The 18,548-nt window shown below is 73.4% G+C and carries 9 protein-coding genes; 3 read left to right on the plus strand and 6 right to left on the minus strand.

Going from position 1 to position 18,548, the window contains the following annotated elements:
• Positions 1-7 precede the first annotated feature (7 nt).
• The 3 genes from AAFN69_RS18765 to AAFN69_RS18775 form a co-directional block, all read right to left on the minus strand.
• A complete protein-coding gene (locus tag AAFN69_RS18765; RefSeq protein WP_347729704.1) occupies positions 8-3,712 on the minus strand; it encodes a UvrD-helicase domain-containing protein in 3,705 nt (1,234 codons plus the stop codon).
• A gap of 107 nt (positions 3,713-3,819) precedes the next feature.
• Positions 3,820-7,434, minus strand: a complete 3,615-nt coding sequence (locus AAFN69_RS18770; protein ID WP_347729705.1) for an ATP-dependent DNA helicase — start codon at positions 7,432-7,434, stop codon at positions 3,820-3,822.
• 170 nt (positions 7,435-7,604) lie between these two features.
• Positions 7,605-7,940 carry an MGMT family protein gene (locus AAFN69_RS18775; RefSeq protein ID WP_347729913.1) on the minus strand — a complete coding sequence of 112 codons (336 nt, stop codon included), beginning with the start codon at positions 7,938-7,940 and terminating at the stop codon, positions 7,605-7,607.
• A 188-nt stretch (positions 7,941-8,128) separates the two neighbouring features.
• Here AAFN69_RS18775 and AAFN69_RS18780 point away from each other — a divergent pair, with 188 nt between their 5' ends.
• The 3 genes from AAFN69_RS18780 to AAFN69_RS18790 all read left to right on the plus strand — a co-directional run bounded on the left by AAFN69_RS18780 (position 8,129) and on the right by AAFN69_RS18790 (position 14,479).
• Positions 8,129-11,119: a lysylphosphatidylglycerol synthase domain-containing protein gene (locus AAFN69_RS18780; RefSeq protein ID WP_347729706.1), complete on the plus strand. Its 2,991-nt coding sequence runs from the start codon at positions 8,129-8,131 to the stop codon at positions 11,117-11,119.
• Between the two features lie 90 nt (positions 11,120-11,209).
• Positions 11,210-12,796 carry an alpha/beta hydrolase gene (locus tag AAFN69_RS18785; protein WP_347729707.1) on the plus strand — a complete coding sequence of 529 codons (1,587 nt, stop codon included), beginning with the start codon at positions 11,210-11,212 and terminating at the stop codon, positions 12,794-12,796.
• A gap of 96 nt (positions 12,797-12,892) precedes the next feature.
• Positions 12,893-14,479: an alpha/beta hydrolase gene (locus AAFN69_RS18790; protein WP_347729708.1), complete on the plus strand. Its 1,587-nt coding sequence runs from the start codon at positions 12,893-12,895 to the stop codon at positions 14,477-14,479.
• 174 nt (positions 14,480-14,653) lie between these two features.
• On the opposite strand, the gene moeZ is transcribed toward AAFN69_RS18790, so the two are convergent.
• From moeZ to AAFN69_RS18805, 3 genes are all read right to left on the minus strand, one after another.
• A complete protein-coding gene (moeZ, locus tag AAFN69_RS18795; RefSeq protein WP_347729709.1) occupies positions 14,654-15,832 on the minus strand; it encodes an adenylyltransferase/sulfurtransferase MoeZ in 1,179 nt (392 codons plus the stop codon).
• Between the two features lie 64 nt (positions 15,833-15,896).
• Entirely contained in the window at positions 15,897-16,832 is a 936-nt protein-coding gene (locus tag AAFN69_RS18800) for a spherulation-specific family 4 protein (RefSeq protein WP_347729710.1), read from the minus strand.
• Positions 16,820-17,815 carry an NAD-dependent epimerase/dehydratase family protein gene (locus tag AAFN69_RS18805; RefSeq protein WP_347729711.1) on the minus strand — a complete coding sequence of 332 codons (996 nt, stop codon included), beginning with the start codon at positions 17,813-17,815 and terminating at the stop codon, positions 16,820-16,822. Before AAFN69_RS18805 ends, AAFN69_RS18800 begins: the two co-directional genes overlap by 13 nt.
• Positions 17,816-18,548: the final 733 nt, after the last annotated feature.

The following is an 18,548-nucleotide window of genomic DNA, read 5'->3' on the forward strand; positions in this document are numbered from 1 at the left end:
TCTGAGCCTAACGGGCCCGGATGGCCTCGGCGTCCGCCGTCTCGCCCAGCAGGATGGCCTCCAGGGCGGCGCGGCCGGGCAGTGCCTGGGGCCGGACGACCTCCCCGGTGCGGACGAAGACGAAGGCGGCGTCGACCTCCTCGGGGTCCAGTCCGTGCTGTTCCGCCCAGGCCAGCCGGTAGACGGCGAGCTGGAGTGGATCCGCGCTGATGGTCCGGCTGGTTTTCCAGTCGATGATCTCCCAGGTATGGGCGGGGCCCGGTTCACCGGCCGGGGCGGAGGTTCGGTAGACGGCGTCGACACGGCCCCGGATCACCCGGCCGGCGAGGGTGATCTGGAAGGGGGCCTCCACTCGGTACGGGGTCCTGCGGGCGTACGGGGTGCGCTCGAAGGCTTCCTTCAGTACGGCGAGGTCGCGCTCGTCGGCGATCTCCTCGGCGTCGAAGCCGTCGGGGAGGCCGGGGTCGGCGCCGGGGAGCTCATCGGGGCCGAGCATGGGGAGGGGGAGTTCCTCGAAGCGGGACTCCACCCAGGCGTGGAAGCGGGTGCCCCGGCGGGCCGCGGGCTGCGGCGGCCTGGGCATGGGGCGGGCCAGGTCGCGGGTGAAGCCGTCGGGGTCGGCGGCGAGGCGCATGAGCTGGGACGCGGTGAGCGACGGCGGCAGCAGGACCTCATGGGTGGTGGCCCGGGCGCGGTGGAGCTCCCGGGTGAGGGCGTGCAGATCCCGGTCCCAGGACGCGATGATCCGGGCGTCCTCCGGGGTGGTCCCCCCGGTCCGGGGGCCGGGGCCGGGATGCGCGGAGGGCTCACCGGGCTCACGGAGATGTCCGGAATCGCCGGACCGGTCCGGCCGGCGGGGAAGCGGGACGGCCGGCGCGGGGCCGGGGCCGCCGTGAACGGGCCGCCCCGGCTCCTCGGGGTACTCCGGGCTCTCCGGGTACGCGGGATCCTCCGGATACGCGAGGTCCGCCGGATACGCGAGGTCCGCCGGGTCGTCCGGGAAGAACTCGGGGTCGGCCGGATCGTACGGCCACAGGTCGTCGGCGGGCGGCTCAGCCGGAAGCGCGCCAAAGTCGTCCGGGGAGCCGTCCACCGGGCCGGAGGGCTCCGGGCCGGCCGTCGCCGCCCCGGTCCCGCGATCCCGGGCGGAGTGCTCCCGGGCCGAGTGGTCACGGGCCGAGTGGTCACGGCCGGAATGGGCGGCCGGTGCCGCCTCCAGTACGGCCAGGACGGCGGCGGCGGCCTCCCGGCGGCGGGCCAGTGAGGTGGGATCCAGCGGCAGCGGCCACGCCCGGTCCGGGGCGGCCTCGGCCAGATACGGATTCTCCGCACCGGCCGGCGGGGTCTCCACCCATGCCTCGATCTCGCCGAATCCCTCGGCGCAGTGGTCGTACAGCGCCTTCAGGAACGCCGAGGGACCCCGGGGACGCTTCTGGGTCGGTCCCCACCAGTGGGCCGAGCCGAGCAGCATGGAGCGGGGCCGGGTGAAGGTCACATAACCGAGCCGCAGCTCCTCGGTGTGCTGGTGGGCCTTCATCGACTCCTTGAAGGACTTCACTCCCCCCGCGTCGAAGGAGGGGATGTCCGGGAGGGTCCCGGCGTCCCCGCGCAGCGCGTGCGGCAGCACCTGGGGGTGCGCGGTCCATGCCTCGCGGGTCTGCTCGCTCGGGAACTGCCTGGTGATCAGCCCCGGAACGGCGACCACATCCCACTCAAGACCCTTGGACTTGTGCGCGGTGAGCACCTTGACGGTGTTCTCCCCGCCGGGCAGGGCATTGTCCAGACCCTTCTCGTACCGCGCGGCGGTGCGCAGGAAGGCGAGGAAGGCGAGGAGCGACGCCTGGCCGTCCAGGGCGGCGAAGCCCGCGGCGATGTCCAGGAAATTGCCCAGGGTCTCCCGGCGGCGGGCGGCGAGGGCGTGCGGGGAGGCGGAGAGCTCGACATCGAGGCCGGTGGTGCCGATCACCCGGTGCAGGACGTCCATCAGCGGGTCGGCCAGGGAGCGGCGCAGATCACGGAGCTCGGCCGCGAGCCGGGCGAAGCGGACCCTCGCCTCCGGGGAGAAGGGCAGATGGCCTTCGGTGTCGCTGTCCCCCGTGTCCAGGAAGGTGTCCAGGGCGTCGGCGAGGGAGACCACTTCGGCCGGGTCGGTGCCCTCGACGGCCGCCGCGAGGCGTTCGGCCGTGCTCGGCCGCTCGTCCTCCGCGCCGCCGCCCGCCCGGTGGACCAGCAGCCGGGCGCGGCGGCCGAGCAGGGCGAGGTCCCGGGGGCCGATCCGCCAGCGCGGCCCGGTGAGCAGGCGTACGAGTGAGGCATTGGCGCCCGGGTCCTGGAGGACCTCGCAGACCGCGACCAGGTCGGCGACCTCGGGCAGATGGAGCAGCCCGGAGAGCCCGACGACCTCCACGGGGACGTCCCGGGCGACCAGCGCGCCCTGGATCTCGGCGAAGTCGCCGGCCGTGCGGCACAGGACCGCGATCTCGCCGGGTTCCTTGCCTGTGCGCACCAGATGGGCGATCGAGTCGGCGAGCCAGGCGATCTCCTGCTCCTGGGAGGGGAGAAGGGCGATGCGCACCGATCCGTCGCGCTCGGCCCCCGGGGCGGGGCGCAGGGCCTCTACGCCTTCGTGCATGGCGCGCAGGGGGGCGGCGAGGTCATTGGCCAGCCGGAGCAGCCGGCCGCCGCTGCGGCGGTTCTCGCTGAGCGAGAAGCGGGTGGCGGGGGTGGAGTCGGCATGCCGGAAGTGGTCGGGGAAGTCGTCGAGATTGGCCACCGAGGCACCGCGCCAGCCGTAGATGGCCTGGCAGGGATCGCCGACCGCGGTCACGGCATGGCCGGTGCCGCCGCCGAAGAGCCCGGAGAGCAGCAGCCGCTGGGCCACGGAGGTGTCCTGGTACTCGTCGAGGAGGACGACCCGGAATTCGGCGCGGAGGATCTCCCCGACGGCGGGCCGGGTGAGCGCCAGCTCGGCGGAGAGCGCGATCTGGTCGCCGAAGTCGAGGAGCTCGCGGGCCCGCTTGGCCGCGCGGTAGCGGACGGCGAGGTCGAGGAGTTCCCCCCGGGCCGCGGCGGTCTCGGGGATCTTCCGCAGGTCGGCGTTTGTCAGCGCGGCGCCGGCGAGGGTGTCGAGCAGCGCCGAGTCGTGCGCGGCGAGCCGGCCGGGCTCCACCAGATGCTCGGAGAGCTCGCCGTCGAGCGCCAGCAGATCGCTGACCAGGGTGGGAAACGACCTGGTCAGGGAGGGGTACGGGCCGGGCGCCTCGCGCAGGACGCGGGCGGCGAGCTGATAGCGGGTGGCGTCGGCGAGAAGGCGCGCGGTCGGCTCCAGGCCGATGCGCAGGCCGTGATCGGCCAGGAGCTGTCCGGCGAAGGCGTGGTACGTGGAGATCCGCGGCTCGCCGGGCGGATTGTCCGGGTCGATGACATCCGGGTCGGTGACTCCCGCCCGGATCAGTGCCTTGCGGACCCGCTCGGCCAGCTCCCCGGCGGCCTTGTTGGTGAAGGTGAGGCCGAGGACCTGCTCGGGGGCGACCTGTCCGGTGCCGACGAGCCACACCACGCGCGCGGCCATCACCGTGGTCTTCCCCGACCCGGCTCCGGCCACGATGACCTGCGGGGCAGGCGGCGCGGTGATGCAGGCCGTCTGCTCCGGGGTGAAGGGGATCCCGAGCAGCTCCCTGAGCTGTGCGGGATCGGTGATGCGAGCGGTCACACGGAAAGGCTAACGGCGCCCACTGACACTCCCGGCCGCCCGGCGGCCGTGCCGGCCGGCCCGCTCCGGTCACGGGCGCGGCCCGGCCCGCCGCCGTGTCGCGCATCTCACTCCACCGTGTGGCGGCCCTCCGGCTGGGCGCTGCACGAGGCGCGGAAGGCGCAGTTCGCGCAGTGGGCGCCGGTGGACGGGGTGAAGCGCTCGTCCAGGACCCGGCCGGCGGCGGTCGCCAGCAATTCGCCCGCCCACTCCCCCGCCCCCGTGTCGTCCAGGGGCGCCTGCGCCTGGACCCGGGGAAGGGCGTCGCCCCCTTCCTTCTTGAGGGCGCCCTGCCGCAGATGGACCAGCTCGGCGCCGCCCGGTTCGGGGCGTTCCCCGCCGAGGATCTCGTCGAGCGCGCCCTCGCGGACGGCGAGCTGATAGACGGCGAGCTGGGGGTGGTGGGCCACCTCGTCACCGGTGGGCAGGTGTTTGCCGGTCTTGAAGTCGACGACATAGGCCCGCCCCCGGGCGTCGCGTTCCACCCGGTCCATGGAGCCCCGGATGCGTACCTCGTACTCCCCCGCCTCCAGGGTGACCTCGAAGTCCTGTTCGGCGGCGACGGCGGTCCGGCCGCCCCGGTCCATCACATGCCAGCGCAGAAAGCGTTCGAGCGCGTCACGGGCGTGCCGCTTCTCCTGGTCCGATTTCCAGGGGGCGTCGAACACGAGGCCGTCCCAGACGGAGTCGAGCCGTTCCATCAGCACGGCGAGATCGGCGGGGGTCCGTCCGGAGGCGACCTCGTCGGCGAGTACGTGGATGACATTGCCGAAGCCCTGGGCGGCGGTGGCGGGGGCGTCCGCCTTCACCTCACGGCCCAGGAACCACTGGAGCGCGCAGGTGTTGGCGAGCTGGTCCAGGGCGCTGCCGGAGAGCGCGACGGGCACTGTCCGGTCGCGGAGCGGGACCCTGCTGTGGGTGGGGTCGTACAGGCCCCACCAGCGGTCCGGGTGCGCCGCCGGCACCAGGGGCATGCCCTCGTCGTCGGTGAGCGCGGCGAGCCGGGCGAGCCGCTGCGCGGCGGCGGCGCGCAGCTCCGGGCCGGCGGCGGGGTCGACGGTCGCGGCGCGCAGCTCGGCGACGAGCGCGGCGACGGCGAGGGGGCGGCGGGGCCGGCTGGTGACGTCCTTCGGTTCCACGCCGAGTTCGGCCAGGAAGCGGGAGGGCTGGTCGCCGTCGTCGGCCGGTGCCTTGACCGCGGTGACGACGAGGCGGTCCCGGGCCCGGGTCGCCGCGACGTAGAAGAGGCGGCGTTCGTCGGCCAGCAGGGCGCCGGGGGTGAGCGGTTCGGCGAGCCCGTCGCGGCCGATGCGGTCCGCGTCCAGGAGCGAGCCCCGGCGCCGCAGGTCGGGCCAGACCCCCTCCTGGACACCGGCGACGACGACCAGGCTCCATTCGAGGCCCTTGGCACGGTGGGCGGTCATCAGCCGTACGGCGTCGGGGCGGGTCTCACGGCCGGAGAGGGTGTCGGCGGCGAACTCCTGGGCCTCGATCTCCTCGATGAAGTTGAGCGCGCCCCGGCCGCCGATGCGTTCCTCGGCGCGGGCGGCGGTGTCGAAGAGGGCGCAGACGGCGTCGAGGTCGCGGTCGGCGTTGCGTCCGGCGGCGCCGCCGCGCAGGGCGGCCCGCTCCAGCCGCCCGGGCCAGCCGGTGCCGTCCCACAGCTCCCAGAGGGCCTGCTCGGCGGTGCCGCCGCGTTCGAGGAGTTCACGGGCGTCGCGGAGGAGGCCGCCGAGCCGCTGGGCGCCGAAGGCGTACGAGGGGTCGTGGACGGTCAGCCGCTCCGGTTCGGCGAGGGCCCGGGTGAGGAGAAGATCGGAGGGCGGCGGTACGCGGTTGCCGGCGGCCCGCTCCTCGTCCCGCAGGGCACGGCCGAGGCGCCGCAGATCGGCCGCGTCCATGCCGCCGAGGGGCGAGGCGAGGAGGGTGAGCGCGGTCTCGGTGTCGAGCCAGAGGCCGGTCTCCGGGGCGGGGCCGGCGGACAGGGCGGAGTCCTCCGGCGGGGCAGAGCTCTCGGGTGTCCGGGCCGCTTCGGCGCGGGGGGCGTCGGCCTCCGCCGCCGCGGAGGCCCCCGGCACCGCGGAGACACCCGCCGCCACGGAGGCCCCCGGCACCGCGGAAACAGCGGACGCAGCGGAGACACCCGGCACCGCGGACGCACCGGACACCGCGGAGACACCCGGCGTCGTGGCCTCGACGGCCGCGTCGGCCACCACGGACACCTCGGCCGCTTCGGGCATGCCACCGCCCCGGCCCGCCGGGGTCCGGACGGCCGTCCGCGACCGCCGGCCGTCCGCGGCCGTCGCCACCGCCCGGAGCGCCGCCAGCAGCGGGGCCACCGCCGGCTCGTGCCGCAGCGGCACATCCGCGCCGTCCACCTCCAGCGGAACCCCCGCCGAGGTCAGGGCGCGGCGCATGCCCGGTATGGAGCGGGCGCCGGCCCGCACCAGAACCGCCATCTCCTGCCACGGCAGGCCGTCCTCCAGATGGGCCCGGCGCAGAATGTCCGCGATGTTCTCGACCTCCGTGGACGGGGTCGGGAAGGTGTACGTCTCGACCGTGCCGCCGTCGCGGACCGCGGTGAGCTCCCGGTGGGCCCTGACCTTGCCGGCCGGGAGCCGGTTCAGCGGCATGCGGCGGGTCAGCAGCCGGGTCGCCGCCAGCAGCTGCGCGCCGCTGCGGCGCGAGGCCGTCAGGACCGCCACCCGCGCCGGGGTGCCGTCGGGATGGGGAAAGGTGTGCGGGAAGTCGAGAATGCCGTTCACATCCGCGCCCCGGAAGGCGTAGATCGACTGGTCCGGGTCGCCGAAGGCGACCAGGGTCCTGCCGCCCCCGGTGAGCGCCTTGAGCAGCCGCACCTGCGACGGGTCGGTGTCCTGGTACTCGTCGACGAAGACGGTGTCGTACGGGAAGGCGAGCGGCGGCTCGGCCCGCTCGGCCAGCAGCACCGCCCGGTGCACCAGCTCCGCGTAGTCGAGCACTCCCTGCATGTCGAGTACGTCCAGATACTCCGCGAGGAAGGAGGCCGCCGCCGCCCAGTCCGGCCGGCCGGTGCGGGCCGCGAAGCCGGCGAGCGAGGCCGGTCCGAGGCCCAGTTCCCGGCTGCGGGCGAGCACCGCCCGCACCTCGTCGGCGAAACCGCGGGTGGTGAGACAGGCCCGCAGCTCGTCCGGCCAGCGGTGACGCGCCCGCCCGCGCTTCTCCAGGTCGATCTGGCCGGTGAGCAGCTCCCGCACGGTGACGTCCTGCTCGGGGCCGGAGAGCAGCCGCAGCGGCTCGGCGAAGAGATCGGCGTCCTGATGGGCCCGGACCAGCGCGTAACAGAACGAGTGGAAGGTGGTGGCCTGCGGCCCCCGCCCGCCGCCCAGACGCAGCGCCATCCGGTCCCGCAGCTCCACCGCGGCCTTGCGGCTGAAGGTGAGCACCAGGATGCGCACCGGATCGGCGCCCGCCTCGACCCGGGTGGCGACCGCCTCCACCAGGGTGGTGGTCTTGCCGGTGCCCGGGCCCGCGAGGACGAGCAGCGGACCGCGCCGGTGGTCAACCACCGCACGCTGCGCTGCGTCCAGCACAGGGGGGGCCGCGGTGCCCGGTGGCGTACGGACCAGCCGGTACGCGCCAGTGGTCCGCCGCCGTACCGGTCGCTGGTACGGCGTACGCCCGCTGGTGGAGGAGGAACTCACGTGGATCGCCGGTCCTGGTGGGTGTGCTGGTGCTGATGGAGCGGTCGGTGCCGCGCCCTGACGACGCTACGCCAACGGCCGCCGGAGCCGCGACGAGCGGGCGCCGGCCGGCGGCGGGTACTCCGTACGGTCCTGTGGGCCGCCGCACCGCCGCCGGCGGCCCGAAGCTGTCATGTGTGAGCGCCCTCGCCGTCCCATCGCGCCCGCTTCATGTCGAGGCGCGGCACATGCCCCTCGGCGCTGCGCGGGGCCTCGCGCAGCGGTGTGCCCTCCGTCCGGTAACGGGCCAGGGCGTCGAGCTCATGGCCGGGGAGCAGGGTCCCGTCCGCGCGCACCACCCGCCACCAGGGCACGCCTCCGCCGTACAGCGCCATGACCCGGCCGACCTGGCGCGGGCCGCCCTCACCGAGCCACTCGGCGACATCTCCATAGGTCATCACCCGGCCCGGCGGGATCAGCTCGGTGACTTCGAGCACCCGCTCCGCGTACTCCGGCAGCTCTTCCATCCCGTCCATCCCGTCCATCCTGCCGTACGCCACCGACAACACCGCCGCGGTCGGTGGAGCACGACATGGGGTGCAGAATGGGTTTCGGCGGGCGAAGTGTTGGATATCGCACGGCTCGGGCCCGCGCGATGCACCCTGATTCCCCCGTCCACCGTCCCGTCGTGCCACCATCGTGCGGGCGGTGACCGGTGATACGAGACCAAGACGAGACCGAGACGGCGAAGGAGCGGGGAGTGCAGCCTGGCAGGACCGCGGGCGACCCTGAGTCCGTACCGTACTCGGACGCATCCGTTCCGCCGGACGGGCCGGCCGGCGCGGAGGCGCCGGAGAAGAAGGACGGCCCCGACGGCGCCGGTCCCGCGCCCGCCCCGGAGGACCCGGCGACCCCGGAGGACACGGAGAGCCCGGAGAGACCGGTGGCGGAGAAGCCGTCCCTGAGCGAGAAGGAGCCGGCGGATCGATCCTCCGGGGCCGCGGGCTGCCCCGCCGACCCCCAGGTGGCGGGCGTCGACCGGGTCTCGGGCGATGAGCCGCTGCTCGCCGCCCGGGTCCACCGCCCCTCCGATCTGCTGCGGCTGCTGACCGGCATCCTGGCCATCGCCGTGGTGCTGGCCATCGCCTCCTTCGCCCACGGCACCACCGCGGGCCTGGAGGACGACATCAGCAAGGGGACCGGCCAGGCCCCCGACCTGCTGGTCAAGATCGCCGGACTGGTCTCCTCCATCGCCGTGCTGCTCGTCCCGGTGGCCTTCGCCATCGAACGGCTGATCAAGCGCGACGGGCTGCGCATCGCCGACGGTGTGCTCGCCGCCGTGCTCGCCCACGGTGTCACCCTCGCCACCGACCTCTGGGTCGCCCGGGCCGCGCCCCGCGAACTCCAGGACGCGCTCACCCAGGCGCAGAGCGGCGGCCTGACCGATCCCGTCCACGGCTATCTCGCCCCGGTCATCGCCTATATGACCGCGGTCGGAATGGCCCGCAGACCCCGCTGGCGGGTGGTCCTGTGGGTGGTGCTGCTGCTCGACGCCTTCGCGATGCTGGTCGCGGGGTACACCACCCCGTTCTCGATCATCCTCACCGTGCTGCTCGGCTGGACCGTCGCGTACGGGACGCTGTACGCCGTCGGCTCCCCCAATGTCCGTCCCACCGGCCAGACCCTGCTGGCGGGTCTGCGCCATGTCGGCTTCCGGCCGGTCACCGCGATGCGCGCGGAGGACGTGCCGGAGAGCACGGCCGCCCGCGCCGACGGCGGCAGCGGCTCGGAGCAGAGCGACCGGGGCCGCCGCTATCTGGTCACCCTGGAGGAGGGCCCGCCGCTCGATGTCACCGTGGTGGACCGGGAACAGCAGGCACAGGGCTTCTTCTACCGGGTCTGGCGGCGGCTGACGCTGCGCTCCATCACCACCCGGCGCTCGCTCCAGTCGCTGCGCCAGGCACTGGAGCAGGAGGCGCTGCTGGCGTACGCGGCGATCGCCGCCGGGGCCAACGCGCCCAAGCTGATCGCCACCTCCGAGCTCGGCCCGGACGCCGTGATGCTGGTGTACGAGCACATCGGCGGGCGCTCGCTGGACTCCCTCACCGACGGCGAACTCACCGATGAGGTGGCGCACGGTGCCTGGCGCCAGGTCAAGGCGCTCCAGTCGCGCCGTATCGCGCACCGCAGGCTGAACGGTGACGCGATTCTGGTGGATCGTTCCGGCAAGGTGATCCTGACCGATCTGCGCGGTGGTGAGATCGCCGCCGGTGACGTGGTGCTGCGGATGGACATCGCGCAGCTCCTGACCACCATCGGACTGCGGGTGGGCGCCGGGCGGGCGGTGGCCACCGCGGTCGAGATCCTCGGCCCCGACGCGGTCGCCGACTGTCTGCCGCTGCTCCAGCCGATCGCGCTGACCCGCTCCACCCGCTCCACCCTGCGCAAGCTCGCCCGCGAGCGCTCGCAGCGGGAACGTGAGGCGGTGCTGGAGGCGTCCGCCGCCGCCAAGCGCGCCCGGGCCGAGGCCGCGGCCGGCCCGCCGGAGGCCGCTGAGGCCGCCGGCACGGCGACGCCGGCGAAGTCCGCGAAGGCGGCCGAGAGCGCCGACGCCCGCAAGGCCGTGCGCAAGACGGAGCGGGCGGAGAAACAGGCCGACAAACGCGCCATGGACGAGGCGATGGACGAGGCGCGCGAGGAGGATCTGCTCACCCAGATCCGCCATCAGGTGCTGCTGATCCGGCCGCAGGCACCGGTGGAACCGGTCCGGCTGGAGCGGATCAAACCGCGCACCCTGGTCAGTCTGATCGCCGGCGCGGTCGCCGCGTACTTCCTGCTCACCACCATCGCCGGCAATGACTTCGGCACCGACTTCAGCCATGCCCACTGGGGCTGGGTGGCGGCCGCCGCGGCGTTCTCGGCGGTGAGCTATCTGGCCGCGGCGATGAGCCTGCTGGGCTTCGTGCCCGAGCGGGTGCCGTTCCTGCGGACGGTGGCCGCGCAGGTCGCCGGATCCTTCGTCAAGATCGTCGCCCCGGCGGCGGTCGGCGGGGTCGCGCTGAACACCCGCTTCCTCCAGCGGGCGGGCGTGCGCCCGGGGCTCGCGGTGGCGAGCGTGGGCGCGTCGCAGCTCTTCGGGCTCGGGGCGCACATCCTTCTGCTGCTGACCTTCGGCTATCTCACCGGCACCGAGAAGACCCCGTCGCTCAACCCGTCCAGAACGGTGATCGCGGGTCTGCTCACGGTCGCGGTGCTGGTGCTGGTGGTGACGGCGATCCCGTTCCTGCGGAAGTTCGTCTCCACCCGGCTGCGCTCGCTCTTCGCGGGGGTGGTGCCGCGCATGCTCGACGTGCTCCAGCGGCCCGGGAAGCTCCTCACCGGCATCGGCGGAATGCTGCTGCTGACCGGCGCTTTCGTGATGTGCCTGGACGCGTCGGTCCGGGCGTTCGGGGACGGCACCCAGCCGCTGAGCTACGCCAGCCTCGCCGTGGTCTTCCTCGCGGGCAACGCCCTGGGATCGGCGGCGCCCACGCCCGGTGGTGTGGGCGCGGTGGAGGGCGCGCTGATCCTCGGTCTCATCGCGGCCGGGGTGCCCAAGGAGGTCGCGACCCCCGCCGTACTGCTCTACCGGACGATGACGCTCTGGCTGCCGGTACTGCCGGGGTGGTTCACCTTCAACCATCTGACCCGCAAGGGCGCGCTGTAGGCTGCCGCGGCCCCGGGGGCCGGGCCGGGGCGTCCACCCGGCTGGCCCAGCGCGCGGGCAGCGCACGGCCGCCCGGCGCAGGATGGTGATATGCCGATCACTTCCTCCGCTCTGCGCGCCGTGGCCCTGACCGCTTCGCTGGCCGTGCTGCTGGCCGCCGGCTGCTCCGACGGCGGTGACGGGAGCGGGGACGAGGGACGTGACCCCGCTCCCCGGGCCTCGGGGCTGAAGGGGCTCGCCGCGCAGCAGCTGAAGTGGAACGTCTGCCCGGCCCCCTCGGAGGCGGAGGGCGGCGGTCCGTCGCCGTCGCCGCTGCCCGACGGTTCGCCCTGGGAGTGCTCCTTCATGGACGTGCCCCTGGACTACGGCCGGCCGGACGGCGAGACGATCGAGCTGGCACTCATCCGCGCCAAGGCCATGGACGAGCAGAAACGCATCGGCTCACTGCTCTTCAACTTCGGCGGACCCGGCGGCTCCGGTGTCGCCGCGCTGCCCAATTTCGCCCCGGACTACGCGGATCTGCGCACCCGTTACGACCTGGTGAGCTTCGACCCGCGCGGGGTCGGCCGCAGTGTGCCCGTCGAGTGCGAGAGCGACCGGCAACTCGATGTCCATCTCGCCCAGGACATGACACCGGACACCCCCGCCGAGGAGAAGACGTACCAGAAGTCGCTGGCGGCCTACACGGACGCCTGCGAGGAGCGGTCGGGCAGCGAACTTCCCCATGTGGGCACCATCAGCGCCGCCCGGGACATGGATCTGATGCGGCAGGTGCTCGGGGACGCGAAGCTGCACTACTTCGGGGTCTCGTACGGCACCGAACTGGGCGGGGTCTACGCGCACCTCTTCCCCCGGAACGTCGGACGCGCCGTCCTGGACGCGGTGGTGGACCCGACCAAGACCTCCGAACAGGGCTCCCTCGGCCAGGCGAAGGGATTCCAGCTCGCGCTGGAGAACTTCACCGAGGACTGCGCGGACCGCGGTGACGAGTGCCCGCTGCCCGGCAGCGACGCCCGGGAGATCCAGGACGGGATCGCCGATCTGCTGCGGCGGCTCGACAAGAAGCCGATCCAGGGACTCGGCGACCGCATGCTGACCCAGACGCTGGCCACCACCGGGATCGCGTCGGCGCTCTACTCCAAGGAGAGCTGGCAGTATCTGGAGCAGGGGCTGGAGGCCGCCGACGCGGGGGACGGCGGGCTGCTGCTCACCTTCGCCGACGCGCTCAACGGCCGGAGCGAGACCGGCCACTACGACAACAGCTCGGCCGCGAACACCGCCGTCAACTGCGCCGACTACCGGGGCCGCTATCCGCTCCCGGAGGTGAAGGCGAAGCTGCCAGAGTTCCGCAAGGCGTCGCCGATCTTCGGCGACTACCTCGGCTGGGGGCTGATGACCTGCAACAAGTGGCCGGTGCACGGCGCCTGGAAGACCCCCGATGTCTCGGCGGCGGGGGCGCCCCCGATCCTGGTCATCGGCACCACCGGGGACCCGGCGACCCCGTACGAGGGCACCCGGGCCATGGTGAACGCGCTCGGCGCGGGCGTCGGCGTGGAACTGACGTACAAGGGCGAGGGACACGGGGCGTACAACGGCGGCGACAAGTGTGTCCGGCGGAAGGTGAACGGCTATCTGCTGGAGGGGAAGGTGCCCGCGTCGGGGACGGTCTGCCCCTGAGCTCCAAGGCTCCGGGCGCCCGGGCGGGGGGCTGTCAGTGGGGGTGCCTAGGATTGCGGGGGAAGACAGTACGGGGGAATCGCCGGGGGGAATCGCATGACCATGAGGGTACGGGCGAGGGTACGGGCGGGTGTGCCGGCCGCGGCGCTGGTGCTGCTGGCCGGGGTGGCCGTGAGCTGCACCTCCGACAGCGGGGGCGGCGGGGCCCGTGAGGCCGGATCACCGCCGGCGGCCGTCACGGCGGAGGAGCGGGCGCAGGACGCGCTGCCGGCCGCCCTCACCGGGCAGAAGCCCGACTGGAAGCGGTGCGGGGCACCGGTCAAGGCGATGGGCAGCGAGGCCGAGCGGCCGGGTGCGAAGTGGCAGTGCGCCACCCTGCGGGTCCCGCTGGACTATCGCGAACCATCGGGCGAGACGATCGGCATCGCGATGGTGCGGACCAGAGCCGCGGATTCCGGCGAGCGCATCGGCTCGCTCCTCTTCAACTTCGGCGGGCCCGGCGGCTCGGGCGTCGCCACGCTGCCCGGCGGTTCGGCGCAGTTCGCCTCTCTCGGCAAGCGGTACGACCTGGTCAGCTTCGACCCGCGCGGAGTGGCGGAGAGCTCCGCCGTGGTCTGCCGGGACAGCGAGCAGACCGAGGCGGCACACCGGCTGGACAGCACCCCGGACTCCCCCACCGAGGAGCAGGCGTTCCTCGACAGCTCCATCGCCTTCGGCGCGGGCTGCGCCGAGCGCTCCGCCAAGGTGCTGCCCCATGTGGGCACCGCGAATGCCGCACGCGACATGGATCTGATGCGGCGGGTCCTCGGCGACACCAAGCTGCACTACCTGGGCTTCTCGTACGGTACGGAGCTGGGCGCGGTGTACGCCCATCACTTCCCCACCCGGGTGGGCCGGCTGGTGCTGGACGCCGTGGTCGATCCGGCGGCCGACTTCGTCGGAGGGGCACGGAATCAGGTCATCGGCTTCCAGCGGTCGCTGGAGAACTACTTCGCGAGCCGGGGCGTCAGTGCCGAGGACGGCACCGCCCGGGTGGCGAAGCTGCTGGAGGAGCTGGACCGGAAGCCGATACCGACCGACACGGGCCGCACCCTCACCGAGGGGCTGGCGCTGACGGGGATAGTGCTGCCGCTGTACGCGAAGGAGCAGTGGCCCTATCTGACGGAGGCGCTGAAGGACGCGGAGGGCGGCGACGGAACCGCCCTGCTGCTTCTCGCCGACTCGTACAACAACCGTGACGACGAGGGGAATTACTCCAGCCAGGATCACGCACAGCGGGCGATCTCCTGCGCCGACGCCAAGGGGCGGGTCTCCGCGGCCGAGGTGAGGAAGCGTCATCTGGCGGAGTTCTCCGCGATATCGCCGGTCTTCGGGCCGTATCTGGCGTGGGATCTGGCGGGCTGGTGCGCGGATTGGCCGGTGGAGGGCGAGCGGGACAATCCGGAGGTCTCCGCGAAGGGCGCGGCGCCGATTCTGGTGGTCGGCACCACGGGTGACTCGGCGACGCCGTACGAGGGCGCGAAGCGGATGGCGGACGAGCTGGGGAAGGGTGTCGGGGTCCTGCTCACCAACAAGGGTGAGAACCACGGGGCGTACGGCTACTCGAAGTGCGCGACGGAGACGATTGACCGCTATCTGCTGGAGGGGAAGGTGCCGGCGAGCGGGAAGACGTGCGAGTCCTGACGCGCTTGCCCCGGGGCGGGCGTGATCCGGGGCCTGCGCCCCGGGGCCCTTGCGGGGGCTTCGCCCCCGGACCCCCGGTCCTCAATCGCCGGACGGGCTTGAACACGGGCACGGGAACGCGCCAAGGGCCCGGAGCATCGCCCCGGGCCCTGGTGGTCACATGGTGGTGCCGGGTCAGTAGACCGGCTTGGAGGGCTCGATCTGGTGGACCCAGCCGATCACTCCGCCGCCCACATGGACGGCGTCGGCGAAGCCGGCCGACTTCAGCACCGCCAGCACCTCGGCGCTGCGGACACCCGTCTTGCAGTGCAGCACGATCTTCTTGTCCTGCGGCAGGCTCTCCAGAGCGGTGCCCATCAGGAACTCGTTCTTGGGGATCAGCTTCGCGCCGGGGATGGAGACGATCTCGTACTCGTTGACCTCGCGGACATCGATGATCTCGATGTTCTCGCCGTCGTCGATCCACTCCTTGAGCTGCTTGGGAGTGATGGTCGAGCCGGCCGCGGCCTGCTGGGCCTCCTCGGAGACGACGCCGCAGAACGCCTCGTAGTCGATCAGCTCGGTGACGGTCGGGTTCTCACCGCAGATCGCGCACTCCGGGTCCTTGCGGACCTTGACCTGGCGGTACTGCATCTCCAGGGCGTCGTAGATCATCAGGCGGCCGACGAGCGGGTCGCCGACGCCGGTCAGGACCTTGATCGCCTCGGTGACCTGGATGGAGCCGATGGAGGCGCAGAGCACTCCGAGGACACCGCCCTCGGCGCAGCTGGGGACCATGCCCGGCGGCGGGGGCTCGGGGTAGAGGCAGCGGTAGCAGGGGCCGTGCTCGGACCAGAAGACGGACGCCTGGCCGTCGAAGCGGTAGATCGAGCCCCAGACATAGGGCTTGTTCAGCAGCACACACGCGTCATTGACCAGATAGCGGGTGGCGAAGTTGTCCGTGCCGTCCACGATCAGGTCGTACTGGCTGAAGATGTCCATCACGTTCTCGGCTTCGAGCCGCTCTTCGTGGAGGACGACATTGACATACGGGTTGATGCCGAGGACCGAGTCCCGGGCGGACGCGGCCTTGGAACGGCCGATGTCCGCCTGGCTGTGGATGATCTGACGCTGCAGGTTGGACTCGTCGACCTCGTCGAACTCGACGATGCCGAGCGTGCCCACACCGGCCGCGGCCAGGTACATCAGTGCCGGGGACCCGAGGCCGCCGGCGCCCACACAGAGCACCTTGGCGTTCTTCAGCCGCTTCTGCCCGTCCATCCCGACATCGGGGATGATCAGGTGGCGGGAGTACCTGCGGACCTCGTCGACGGTGAGCTCAGCAGCTGGCTCGACCAGGGGTGGCAGCGACACGGGGACTCCGTTGCGTCGGTGAGTTCAGTACGGTTGTTCCTTCGTAACACTGCCACGCGCCCCCTCATTCCGAGACACCAGGTCCAATCTGCGAGACGATTTCGTCCCAGTGGCCGGGCAGCGACTCATATGGCCTGAGCTGGGCTCTTTGCGGGCTTCTGGCAGATTTTCCGGCGGTGTGTTCACCATGGCCGGCCCGCTCCCCGCCTCTTCTGCCCCGGCCGCTCCTGCCGGCCCGGTCCACAGGAGCCACGCGGTCGGTGCGGTCGGTGCGGTCGGTGCGGTCGGTGCGGTCGGTGCGGTCGGTGAAGAAGATCGTGCCCGCGCCCTGCCAGCGCGCGATGCGGATGGCCTCCTCCAGATGGGTCCGGGGCACTCCGTGAACGAAGTGGGCAAAGCGTTCCGGCGGATGGCGCGCCGTCCACTCCGGCGCCTGTGACCAGCGGTAGCCGGTCCACGGACCGGAGAAGGTGACCAGCTGATCGGCGGCCTCGGCATACCCCGGAAAGGGATGGGTCCCGTGCCCGAGCACCAGATGCCCGGCGCCGAGGAGCCCCCTCAGGGCCTCGGTCGTACGCCGTACCGGGGCCAGCTCCGCCCGGTCGCCGGGAGCGCGGTCCAGCAGAAAGCCGTCGACCCGGTACCAGGCCAGAAAGTCCTGCGCGTCGGAGATCAGCTCCGCGAAGGGGCGGCGCCCCCGGGCGAGGTCGAGATGGCCGAGCACCCGCACTCCGGCGTTCCGCAGGCGTCCGGCGGCCGCCAGGCAGTGCGGGTCGGGGCGGTCGCCGGGGCCGTTGGAGACATTGAGCACGACCCAGTGCAGCGGGGTGCCGGGGCGGGTGAGCTCGGCCCACTCGGCGGGGGCGACCAGCGGGTGGGCACAGCCGGGGACACCGAAGCCGAGCCGTCCCCAGACGTCGCCCGCCGGACCGCCGGAACGGCCGGCGAAGCGCCGGCCGCCCGTGCCGACCGGATGGGGGGAGCCGGTCAGATGCGACATGCCGCCTCCATCCAGATATCGGCGAGAGACTCCTCCAGATTGATCCGGGGCCGCCACCCGAGCCGGTCGCGGGCGGTGCGCACATCGGCCTGCTGCCAGCTGCCGCAGCCGTCGGGGTAGGGAACGGGGGTCGCCGAGAGGTGTTCCAGTACGGATTCGGTGCGCTGCGCCCCGACGCCCACCCCCCCGCCGGACCCGGCAGGCCCGCCGGCGCCGGGCCTGCCGGGTACGTGGTCGAGCTCGTGCAGGGCGCCCGCGTACCCCGCGACCCTGGCGAGAACGGCCGCGGCGTCCCGGAGCCGGACCGCCCTGCCCGTACCGATGTTGACCACACCCTGTGCGGCGGAGAGCGAGGCCGCGTGCACCGCCCGCGCCACGTCGCGGACGTCCACGAAGTCGCGCTGCACCCCGAGTCCGCTGAGCTTCAGTTCGCCGTCACCGGCCTGCATGGCGCGGCGCATCGCCTCGGCGAGCCGGCCGAGCGGGGAGCCGGCCGGGGTGCCGGGACCGACGGGTGAGAAGACCCGCAGGACGACGGCGTCCAGACCGGAGCCGAGGACGAGTTCGGTGGCGGCGAGCTTGCTGACGCCATAGGGGCCGCCCGGCCGCGGAATGGCGTCCTCCGCGGTGGAGGAGCCCTGCGGGGACGGGCCGTACTCGGAAGCGCAGCCGAGCTGGACGAGCCGGGCGCCGCAGCCGCTGCGCCGCAGGGCCTCGCAGACCGTGGCGACGGCGACGGTGTTGTGCCTGGTCAGGTCGCGTGCGCCGCCCCGGGTGGCACCCGCGCAGTTGATGACGACACCGGGGTGCACCGCGCTCAGAAAGCGGGTGAGCGCACCCGGGCTCCCTCCGGCGAGGTCGAAGCGGACATCGGCGTCGTCGCCCCGGCCGAGCGCGGTGAGATGGACGGCGGGGTCGGCGAGCAGCCGGTCGGCGACGAATCGGCCGAGGAATCCATTGGCTCCGAGCAGCAGCACCCTCATCGCACGGCCCCTGCCTGGTGACGGGTCGTGGCGGGGGGTTGGGGGGTCATGTCGTGTGTTCTCCTTCGGGTGTTGACGCGGCTGCCGCGACCGGGCGCGCCGCCCGCGCGCCGTCGCCGCGGGAGGCCATCGGGGAAGCGGGGTGAACGGAAACCCGTGCGCGGGGGGAGCGCCGCGCGCACGGGGAGCGGTAGGGGCCCGGAGCGGTCGGTCCCACCGGCGGCGGAATCCCGAAGAAGCGTTTGGCCGCCGGACCGGTCGGCGCGGCACGGCGGTGTCCCCCGCAACGCCGCGGAGGACGGGCGACCGGACGGGGACGGGGCGAGGGCCGGGCCATCGGACGGAGACGGAGCAAGGGCCGGGCCATCGGACGGAGACGCCACGACGGCCGGGCGACGGCGCGGGGACGGCACCGCGGGGAGACGATCCGGCCGGGACGCCACGACGGGCGGGCGGCCGGGCGAACGGACCGAAGCGGTCGGTGCCGGGGCGGCGCCCGCGGGGCGCCGGGCGCCGGGCGCGCGCCGGGTGAGCCCGCGTGCGGGCCGGCCGCGCCACCGCTCGTACACCTGTCCGGCAGTGGAGAAACCGCTCCGTGTGAGCCATGCGATCCGCACCGGGCGCACCCCGATCTCCCTCGTGGCCGGTCACCGTTGATCGGCGACTCGCAGCGGGATGACCGTAAGCCGGTACGACGGTGGTGGGGGGGGCGGGGGTGCGCCGCCCCCCCCGC

This window comes from Streptomyces sp. CAU 1734 (assembly GCF_039888735.1).
Classification (GTDB): Bacteria; Actinomycetota; Actinomycetes; order Streptomycetales; family Streptomycetaceae; genus Streptomyces.

Bases quoted from the DNA above. Each gene is read 5' to 3' on its own strand.
- AAFN69_RS18805 (WP_347729711.1), bottom strand. From the start codon at position 17,815: ATGAGGGTGCTGCTGCTCGGAGCCAATGGATTCCTCGGCCGATTCGTC.
- AAFN69_RS18790 (WP_347729708.1), top strand. From the start codon at position 12,893: ATGACCATGAGGGTACGGGCGAGGGTACGGGCGGGTGTGCCGGCCGCG.
- AAFN69_RS18785 (WP_347729707.1), top strand. From the start codon at position 11,210: ATGCCGATCACTTCCTCCGCTCTGCGCGCCGTGGCCCTGACCGCTTCG.
- AAFN69_RS18775 (WP_347729913.1), bottom strand. From the start codon at position 7,940: ATGGAAGAGCTGCCGGAGTACGCGGAGCGGGTGCTCGAAGTCACCGAG.
- AAFN69_RS18800 (WP_347729710.1), bottom strand. From the start codon at position 16,832: ATGTCGCATCTGACCGGCTCCCCCCATCCGGTCGGCACGGGCGGCCGG.